We start from the raw sequence: 9040 nt of genomic DNA, 5'->3' as shown, positions 1-9040 counted from the left end.
CGTAGCCGGAGGTGTCCGCGGCGGCGGCGGCGGTGGAGTCGCGGGCGCCGGTCGACGGCGTGGCGCCGAGCGCGGCGCCCGTCAGCAGCAGCGAGCCCATGACCAGGCGAAGTATCGATCGCATCGGCCGGATTCCTCTTCGTGAGCCAGGGTCGGTTCGAGAGACTATACGGAGATATCGCAATTTCGATGCCGATTGCGATTCAGGATATCACACCCGCGCCACAGGGGAAACGCGCGCTCGGATCGGATGTCCGGATCCCGCGTCAGAAGCTCGCCGCATAGCCCACGGCGCCGGGCGCCAGCATCACGCCGCCGGTCGCTTCGTCCGGACGCCGGGTGCGCAGTACCAGATCGCCCGCCGCCCAGCCGACCGCCGCGCCGAAGATGACGTCCGACAGGTAGTGATGGCGCCCCTGCATGCGGCCCATGGCGGTGATCACGCCCAGGGCGAGCGCGGGCGCCGTCGCCCGCCAGCCCAGATGATGGTCCAGGACGGGCACGATGCCGAAGGCCGCCGAGGTGTGTCCGGAGGGGAAGGAGTACCGGCCTCCCGAAGGCCGCCGCCGGTCGATGGCCTGCTTGAGGACGATGGTGGCCAGTCCGCTCAGCGCGTACGCGCGCATGAGGTCCGCGCCGAGGGCGCGCATCCCCGCGTCGCCGCCCAGGGATCCCGCGACGAAGGTGGCGATCGCGCCGCCGCCGATCACCCAGCCGCTGCCCCAGGTGTTGCCGAAATCGATGATTTCCGCGGCGGGCGACGTCTCCAGCCTGCGCGCGAACTCGCCGTCCCGGTCCACGTCCCAGCTCGCCGCCGAGGCCAGGGCGGCGAGGCCGAGCACCGAGAGCATGCGGGTGGTGGCGCAATCCGTTTCGCCCGGAGCTTCACGGGCGGTCCCCGGGTCCGCGTCGTCCGGCTGGGCGCGGGCCGTTGCGGGGGCGAGGGCGGCAGCAATCAGCAGCAGGGCGATCGCCGCGCGCATCCTCATCGCTCAGCGCGCCCCGCCCGCCGCGGCGACCAGGGCGTCGGCGAAGAGCGGGCCCACGGTCTGGTTGGCCAGGGTGTTGGGATGGGAGTCGCTCGGGTCGCTGCGCTGGTACTCGGTGCGCAGCATGTTGCGGTCCGTCGAGCCGTCGTCGGGATGAGCCAGCTTGTCGAAGAAGTCGAAGTAGACGATGTTCGGATGGCCGCTCAGGAACGCGGCGCTGCCGAGCCAGTCCGCGAAGTCGCGCGCGCGGTCGGCCTCGGCGGTGTTGGTGAGCGATCGCCGCAGGGGCGGATGCGACATGATGACGAAGACCTTGTCTGGGTGCTGGTCCAGGACGTCGCGTATCTCCAGGTACCACTGCTTGCGCTGCGCCAGCTCGCTGTCGCTGTAGATGTGCGAGGCCGGATAGCAGGACTTGAAGGCGATGACCTCGTGGTTGGCGAGGATGGTCGCGCGCGCCGAGTTGGCGGTGGTCCAGAGGTAGTGCAGGCCGTCCGGGTCGGTGTTGCCGCAGGGCGCGCCGGGGATATCGTAGTCGTAGCCCAGGTACGTTCCGGCCGGGTTCCTGATCCCGTAATACGGACTGCAGCCGTAATTGTAGTCGTGGTCCCAGAAATCCAGGTCGCCGTCGCGGCTGGCGAGATGGGAGCGCACGGAGCCCTCGTCGATCAGGTTGCGCCCGGTGGAGTGGTGCAGGAAGAAGAGGTTGGTCAGGGCCGGCGTCCCGGAGGGCACGGAGACGACGACGGTCGCCGTCTCGCTGGTCCCGTTGCCGTCGACGGTCACGTGGCCGGTGTGCTGTCCCGGGGGCAGGCCCGTGCGGTCGACCGTCACGGTGAGCACGTCGGTCTCGGTCATCGTGGCGCCGTCGGTGGGGTCGAGGCCGATGAAGGCGGCCTCCGTGGTCGCCGTCCAGGTCAGCGTGCCCTCGCCGGCGTTTGTCACGTCCAGTCCGAGGCTGGTGGTCGCGGTGCCGAAGTCCAGGGTGAGCGGGGAGAGGGCCACGGCCGGGGGAACCGGCGCCGGAACCGTCAGCGTCACCGTCACCGCGGCCTGGCCGCCGTTGGAGGCGATGTCCACCGTATCCTGGTAGACGTCAGGGGCGAGGCCCGAGCGGTCGGCCGTGACGGTTATGACATCGGTCTCCGAGGTGGTGGCGCCTCCGGCGGGATCCACGGCGAGCCAGGCGGCCGAACCCGCGACCGTCCAGGCCAGCTCGCCCTGACCGGTGTTCGTGATCTCGAACGAGAGCTCCAGGTCTTCCACGCCGAAGTCCAACAACTGCGTCGAGACCGTGAGCGCGGGCGGCGCCGACACGAGCATGTCCACCGTGATCGATTCCCCGCCGCCGCTGGAGGCGATGTCCACGGTGCCCTGGTGGGCGCCCGGGTCGAGACCGGTGCGGTCGACCGTCACGAGGATGTAGTCCGTCTCCTCCCGGGTATCGCCCGCCGCGGGTTCCACGTCGAGCCACGCCGCCGAAGCGGTGACGGTCCAGGTCAGCTCGCCCTGGCCGGTATTCGTGATCTGGAAGGGGATGTGCACGGTGTCCGCGCCGAAGTCCAGCGACTGCGTCGAGACCGCGAGTATGGGCGTTGCCGAGACGAGCAGGTCCACCGCGATCGATTCCGCGCCGCCGTTGGAGGCGATGTCCACCGTTCCCTGGTGGGCGCCCGCGTCGAGGCCCGAGCGGTCGATCGTGACGACGACGATGTCCGTCTCCGAGGTGGTGGCGCCCCCGGCGGGATCCACGTCGAGCCAGCCGGCCGATCCCGCGGCCGTCCAGGTCAGCTCGCCCTGACCGGTATTCGTGATCTCGAACTGGAGCTCCACGGTTTCCGCGCCGAAGTCCAGCGCCTGCGTCGAGACCGCGAGCGCGGGCGTTGCCGGCACGTAGAGGGATACCGCCACGAGGCCGTCGCCGTACGGGGTCGTCACGGTCACCGTGCCGTCGTGGGAGCCGGGCGCGAGTCCGGTGCGGTCCACGGTCACGGTCACGGCGTCGCCGAGACCCGTCGCGACGTCGCCGCCGGCGGGATCGATGCTCATCCAGTCGCTGTCGTCGGTCGCCGACCATTGCAGCACGCCGTCGCCGGCGTTGGTCACGGAGAACTGCAGGCTGGTCGCGTCGCCGCCGAAGTCCAGCGCCGCGGGATCGATGACGACCTCGGGCACCGTGACGTTGAGGTCGATCGTCTCGTCGGTCGCAGTGGTGCCGTCGTCGACGGTCACCGTCACCGTGTAGGTCCCCATCAGATCGGGGGGAGACCAGGTGACGGTCTCGCCGACGTTGCCGTCCGGGAACTGGCCGCCGTCGGCGGACCAGGTATAGGTCAGCTCATCGCCGTCCTCGTCGACGGCGTCGACCGTGAGCGTCGTCGTCGAGCCGGCGGGAACGGTCGCCGGGTCCGCCGTGCAGGACAGGATGGCGGGCGCGTTGTTCTCGGGCGTGACGGACTTGTTTGGGCCGTCCGAACAGCCGCCGAAGATGAACAGTCCGAGCAGGAGAATGTATATCGGCCCGGCCGACGTCGATCGACGGTTCATGTATTTTCCTCGGTTGTGTCGAGATCACCGGGGAGACTCCCGCGGCTCCACTCAATGTAACGAATAAGGCAGCATAATACTACAAAAAGGCCCGGCCTTGCCAGCCGGGCCGAAAAAAAAACCATATCTGTCTGCAAGTCATCCGGTTATCTGCGACAGCAAGGCCTGCTTGAGACCGTTGTTCGCGGGTTTCTCGCCGAACCACACCGTCCACATGGCCTTGACGAAGTCGAAATTATCGATCACGCCGGTGATCTCGCCGTTGAGGATCGTGGTCAGACCCTTCAGCGGGCAGTAGTCGAAGATGATCAGGTCGCCGTCCTGTGCGTCGCGGGTGAAGTAGGCCTTGAAGGTCTCCATATCGTCGGCGATGCCCGAGGTGTCTTCGACGTTCTTCTCGATGCCCTCGATGAAGGCGTTGATGAGCTTGTCGCGGCTGAAGCCCCGCCGCAGATCCATCTGGATGCGCTTGGGGGCGTCCAGGGCGCACAGGGCCACGCCCGGCTCGCCTTCGAGCGTCGCGCCGTTGTCCACGTAGGAGGCGATGGTGTACACGTCGACCTTCAGGAAGGTCTTCTCGCGCAGCCCGGCGCCGGTGACCTTCATGACGACGTCGCCCTGGTCCGACTCCACGGTGATCTGGTCGGGATATTCGGTCAGTGTCTTGGGCTCCACGACGGCACCGGCGGCCAGGGGCAGCAGTAGGAGCAAAAGCGCGAACAGGCTCGATATTCCGGAGGATGGTCTCATTGCAGGACTCCCGGTTGATGGGAAGATGCACGGCCACTTGACACCCGGGAGCATATATGCGGTTCCTGATCGAGACAAGACAAAGACGAAACCGTATGAGATATTGGCCATCGAACATGAATCCCACGAAAATCACGATCAGGCGTTTCCTGGGGCGAGGCTCGGCGGTCGTCGCGGCCGCGGCGATCGTCGCCGCGCTGGTCTTCGCCATGATCCGTCCCTCCCAGGACCGCGACTGGGTCCACGAGCACGCCCGCCTGCCGTGGGCCGAATTCGAGGACGACCTGGTCCGCATCCACGACGTGCGCGACTTCCGCCACGGCGCCGACGGCGCCGTCACGCGGCGCTACGAGGACCGGATCTACGACCTGCGCTGGCTCGACACCCTGTGGTACGTGCTCGCGGTCTTCGACGGCGAGGGCTGGCGCGGGCCGGCCCACGGCATGTTCAGCTTCGGTTTCGCGGACGGCGAATACGTCGTGATCTCCATCGAGGCGCGCAAGGAGGTCGGCGAGACGTATTCGTGGTGGCGGGGGCTGTTCAAGGCATACGAGCTGATCTACGTAGTGGGGGACGAGCGGGACCTGGTTCTCACGCGCGCCGTGTATCGCCCGGATGTTGTGTACATGTTCCCCGTGGCGGCGGCGCCGCAGAAGATCCGCGATCTTCTGGTCAGCATGCTCGCCAAGGCGAACGCGCTGCACCGGGAGCCCGAGTTCTACAACACGCTGACCGACAACTGCACCTCGCGCCTGCGCGATCACGTGAACGCGATCGCCCCGGGCCGCATCCCCCCGAGCTGGAAGGTCGCCCTGCCGGGCTATTCCGACGAGCTGATGGAGAGCCTGGGATTGCTGGGGAGCGATCTTCCCCTCGCGGAGGCGCGGCGGCTGTACATGATCAACGACCGGGCCCGCCGGCACGCGCGCGCGGCGGACTTCTCGCGGGCGATTCGGCGGGCAGCGGAATGAGGGCGGCCGGGATCTTCCGGGCCCCGGCAGGCAACACGGTCCCTTTCTTGCATATCTTGTGACGACGGCACCGCGTCCGCTCGCTGCGGGAGAATGAAAGGGGCTGCGCCATGGAGGGTTACAGCGTTCTGTGCGTCCGGCCGGACGACAGCCTGGCCGGCCTGATAGCCGACCTCCGCAGCGAGACGGGTTTCCACTGGACGATCGTCGAGTCCGAGGTGCGCGCCGAGGCCCACGGCTGGCCCGCGCCCGCCGCCCTCGCGACCGCTTCCGCCCACGACGCCGTCCTGCTGCAGGTGCCCGATCCCTGTCCCGTAGCCGACTTCTCCGGGGTGCTGCGCGAAACCGGCCGCGCCCACCCGGACGTCTCCCTGCACATCCTGATCGACGCGTCCCGCGCGGGCCTGGTGCGGGAGGTGTCCGACGCCTGCCTCGGCGACCTGCTGCTGCCCGATTTGATGACCCCCGCCCACATGGCGTGGCGCATCCGCGAGGGCATCGACCGCCGCCGCCTGCAGCGCGATTTGCACGAGGCCAACACATTCACCTCGCAGGTCATCGGCAGCGCGGGCGAGGGCATCATCGTGCTCGACGAGGATCATCACGTCAGGATCTGGAACTCCGCCATGGAGAGGCTGACGGGCGTGGCCGCGCCCTTCGCGCTCGGGCGCGACGCGCGGGAGGTCTTCCCGGTGCTGGCCGACCGCGAGATGACCAACGCCATGCAACGCGCCATGTGGGGCGAGTCCGACCCGACCTGCGACGTGCACTTCTGCAGCCGGCGCACCGGGCGCACGGGCTGGCTCTCGGCCACCTTCGGGCCGCACCGCGACGTCGACGGTCGCGTCAGCGGCGTCATCGGCCTGGTGCGCGACGTCACCAAGCGCCGGGAGGCCGAGAACGCCATCCGGCACATGGCCTTTCACGACGCGCTGACCGGCCTGCCCAACCGCCGCTTCTTCCGCGAACGGCTGCGCGAGGCCGTCGCCAACGCCGCGCGCTACGACCACAGTTTCGCCGTGATGGTGCTGGACCTGGATCGCTTCAAGGAAGTGAACGACACCCACGGCCACGAGACGGGCGACCGCCTGCTCTGCCTCTTCGTGCAGCGTCTGAAGACCCTGTTGCGCAAGGGCGATCTGATGGCGCGCATGGGCGGAGACGAGTTCGTCCTGCTGCTCCCGGAGGTTGCCGGCGAGGAGGAGGTGTCGCCGGTGGCGGCCAAGATCGTCGCGGCCCTGGCCGAGCCCTTCGTGGTCGAAGGCCGGGAGATCGGGATCACGGCCAGCATCGGCTACGCCATCCATCCCGACGACGGCGACGCCACCCAGGATCTCGTCAAGCGCGCCGACCGCGCCATGTACAGGGCCAAGGAAGAGGGGCGCAACCGCTATCGCCGCAGCGCCCCCGACAGGTCCGGTCGTTGACGGCTACGCGAATCCCTCCAGCGCCTTGTCCTTCGTTTCGTGCGTCTCGAAGATGTCGTGCAGCTGGGCCGTGTAGAACAGGCTCAGGACGCGGTCGTTCACGTTGCAGATCATCAAGCGGCCGCCGGCCTGCTTCAGGCTGGCGTAGCCGGAGATGAGGATGCCCAGACCGGTAGAGTTGATCCAGGGCACACTGCCGAAATCGAGCAACACCTTGCGTTGGCCTGCGGCGATCAGCCTCTTGATCTCGTCGTGGAACTTGTCGCGGTCGGACCCGCCCATGATCTTGCCGGATATGGCCAGGATGGCCACGTCGTCCTGATTGCTGGTCTTGAATCTCATGTTTCTCCCTCCTGATGGCGTCATCAATCTACATGAATACCGTCGATCTTATCAATAGCCGTCTCGATGCGAAAGCGGGCCCGGTTGCAACGAGGTGCGCGACTGTGCCATAATCACGAGACATCAGAGGGGGTTTCAGCTCAAAGTCATATGGTCGAAGATCCTCAAACGACCGGAACGCGCGTTCCTGTGGAAAGGCCGACGGTCATGGTCGGCAAGGTCGTATCCCACTACCATATCACCGAACGTCTCGGCGGCGGCGCCATGGGCGTCGTCTACAGGGCGGAGGACATCCTCCTGCGCCGTCCGGTCGCCCTTAAGTTCCTGCCCGCGGAGCTCACCGGGGACGAGGAGTCCAACCGGCGCTTCATGCGCGAGGCGCGCGCGGTCTCGGCCCTCGACCACCCCAACATCTGCACCGTCCACGAGATCGGCGAGACCGAGGACGGCGAGCTGTTCATCGTCATGCCCTTTTACCGGGGCCGCACGCTCAAGACGGTCCTGGCGGAAGGACCCCTGGATCCGGCGTCGGCGGTCAACTACGCCCAACAGGTGGCCGCCGGCATCGCCCATGCCAACGAACACGGCGTGGTGCACCGCGACATCAAGCCGGCCAACATCATGGTGACCGATCGGGACAGCGTGAAGATCGTCGATTTCGGACTGGCGCTGCTGCAGGGCGGGCGCCGCCTGACCCGCACCGGGGCCGCCGTCGGCACGGCGGCCTACATGGCGCCGGAGCAGGTGCTGGGCGCGGAGGTCGGGCCCGCCGCCGACATCTGGTCGCTGGGCGTGGTGCTCTTCGAGATGCTCACCGGACGCCTGCCCTTCGCCGGCGAGACCGAACCGGCCATGCTCTATTCCATCGTGCACGGCCAGCCCGCGCCTCTGTCCGGCGACGGGCGCCAGGTGCCGACCATCTGCGAGTCCATCGTGGGCGCCTGCCTCGTAAAGGACGCCGGCGGACGGTACGGTTCGTCCGCCGACCTGAAACGCGACCTCGAAGAGGCGTCGCGCATCCTGACGCCGCAGCCCGGAACGCGCCAGGGCCTGCAGGCGGCGAGGCCGGGCCGTCTGCGGCGCCTGGCGTTGCCGGCGCTGCTGGCCGTCGTCCTGGCCCTGGCGGCCTTCACGCCGACCATTCGCGACGCGGTCCTGAAATCCATGGGGTTGGCCGCCGAGGCGCCGCGCGGCGTGGCGGTGCTGCCCTTCGACGTGGTCGGCGGCGGCGCGCAGGAGCAGGCCTTCGCGGACGGGCTGACCTGGCTGCTGACCGACAGGCTCTCCCGGCTCGAGGAACATGATTCCTCCTACTGGGTGGTGCCCGCGCAACTGGTGCGGGAGAATCATGTCGTCGGGAGCGACGACGCCAGGCTGCTGCTCGGCGTCGACTATTCGGTCAAGGGCACGCTGCGCTTCACCGGGAGCAAGATCGCACTTTCCCTGCTCGCCTACGATGCCCTCCGGGGCGAGCCGAGGACGCGGGAGATCGACGACGACCTGGCCAACCTGGAGACCTGGCAGCATCAGGTGTCCCGCGTCGTGGCCGGGATGCTGGGAGTCGATTCCCCGGAGGACGAGCTCTTGCGTCCGTCCGGGCGCGGGTGCACCACAGTGCCCGAGTCGTTCGCCTGGCTGTTGCGCGGACTGGGGTGGCTGAACCCGAGCCGCGGCGAGCCGGACCACCTGCGGGCGCGGGACGCCTTCGGCGCCGCCGTGGCCCAGGATTCGTCCTTCGCCTGCGCATACACGGGTCTCGGCCGGGCCGTCTGGCTCGAGTCGGGTCAGACCGACTCCCTCGCCGCCGTGACGGCCGCCGGTTACCTGCGCCGCGCCGTCGCGCTGGACAGCACCCTGGTCTGGCCCCACGTCTACCTGGGGGAGATCCAGTCGCGCTGGTGGGACAACGCGGACGCGGTCGGTTCCCTGGAGCACGCCCTGGCCCTGGAGCCGCGGCACTGGCGGGCGCTCGATCGCCTCGCCTCCGTCCAGTACCGCCGGGGCGACACGGTGG

Annotated in this window: 7 protein-coding genes; 3 read left to right on the top strand and 4 right to left on the bottom strand. The window is 68.4% G+C overall.

Annotation, left to right across the window (positions count from 1 at the left end; genetic code table 11):
• Positions 1-266: 266 nt before the first annotated feature.
• From KJ554_02500 to KJ554_02490, 3 genes are all read right to left on the bottom strand, one after another.
• Positions 267-989: a phosphatase PAP2 family protein gene (locus KJ554_02500; GenBank protein MBU0741207.1), complete on the bottom strand. Its 723-nt coding sequence runs from the start codon at positions 987-989 to the stop codon at positions 267-269.
• A gap of 3 nt (positions 990-992) precedes the next feature.
• Positions 993-3536 carry a PKD domain-containing protein gene (locus tag KJ554_02495; GenBank protein ID MBU0741206.1) on the bottom strand — a complete coding sequence of 848 codons (2544 nt, stop codon included), beginning with the start codon at positions 3534-3536 and terminating at the stop codon, positions 993-995.
• A 138-nt stretch (positions 3537-3674) separates the two neighbouring features.
• Positions 3675-4286, bottom strand: a complete 612-nt coding sequence (locus KJ554_02490; GenBank protein MBU0741205.1) for a chalcone isomerase family protein — start codon at positions 4284-4286, stop codon at positions 3675-3677.
• A 116-nt stretch (positions 4287-4402) separates the two neighbouring features.
• Here KJ554_02490 and KJ554_02485 point away from each other — a divergent pair, with 116 nt between their 5' ends.
• Together KJ554_02485 and KJ554_02480 are read left to right on the top strand one after the other, a co-directional pair.
• On the top strand, positions 4403-5257 hold the full coding sequence (locus KJ554_02485) for a DUF4105 domain-containing protein (protein ID MBU0741204.1): 855 nt from the start codon (positions 4403-4405) through the stop codon (positions 5255-5257).
• 110 nt (positions 5258-5367) lie between these two features.
• Entirely contained in the window at positions 5368-6684 is a 1317-nt protein-coding gene (locus KJ554_02480) for a GGDEF domain-containing protein (GenBank protein MBU0741203.1), read from the top strand.
• Positions 6685-6687: 3 nt separating this feature from the next.
• Here the strand turns inward: KJ554_02480 and KJ554_02475 are convergent, their stop codons facing one another.
• Positions 6688-7026: an STAS domain-containing protein gene (locus tag KJ554_02475; GenBank protein ID MBU0741202.1), complete on the bottom strand. Its 339-nt coding sequence runs from the start codon at positions 7024-7026 to the stop codon at positions 6688-6690.
• Between the two features lie 207 nt (positions 7027-7233).
• On the opposite strand from KJ554_02475, the gene KJ554_02470 reads away from it, so the two are divergent.
• The coding region (locus tag KJ554_02470; protein ID MBU0741201.1) for a protein kinase at positions 7234-9040 on the top strand (1807 nt) is incomplete at its 3' end.

The organism is bacterium (assembly GCA_018814885.1).
Classification (GTDB): Bacteria; Krumholzibacteriota; Krumholzibacteriia; order LZORAL124-64-63; family LZORAL124-64-63; genus JAHIYU01.
This window is presented reverse-complemented; position numbering and strand designations above follow the sequence as displayed.

Excerpts from the sequence above, each read along its gene's own strand:
- KJ554_02500 (MBU0741207.1), bottom strand. The coding sequence starts at position 989 with ATGAGGATGCGCGCGGCGATCGCCCTGCTGCTGATTGCTGCCGCCCTC.
- KJ554_02495 (MBU0741206.1), bottom strand. The coding sequence starts at position 3,536 with ATGAACCGTCGATCGACGTCGGCCGGGCCGATATACATTCTCCTGCTC.
- KJ554_02490 (MBU0741205.1), bottom strand. The coding sequence starts at position 4,286 with ATGAGACCATCCTCCGGAATATCGAGCCTGTTCGCGCTTTTGCTCCTA.
- KJ554_02485 (MBU0741204.1), top strand. The coding sequence starts at position 4,403 with ATGAATCCCACGAAAATCACGATCAGGCGTTTCCTGGGGCGAGGCTCG.
- KJ554_02480 (MBU0741203.1), top strand. The coding sequence starts at position 5,368 with ATGGAGGGTTACAGCGTTCTGTGCGTCCGGCCGGACGACAGCCTGGCC.
- KJ554_02475 (MBU0741202.1), bottom strand. The coding sequence starts at position 7,026 with ATGAGATTCAAGACCAGCAATCAGGACGACGTGGCCATCCTGGCCATA.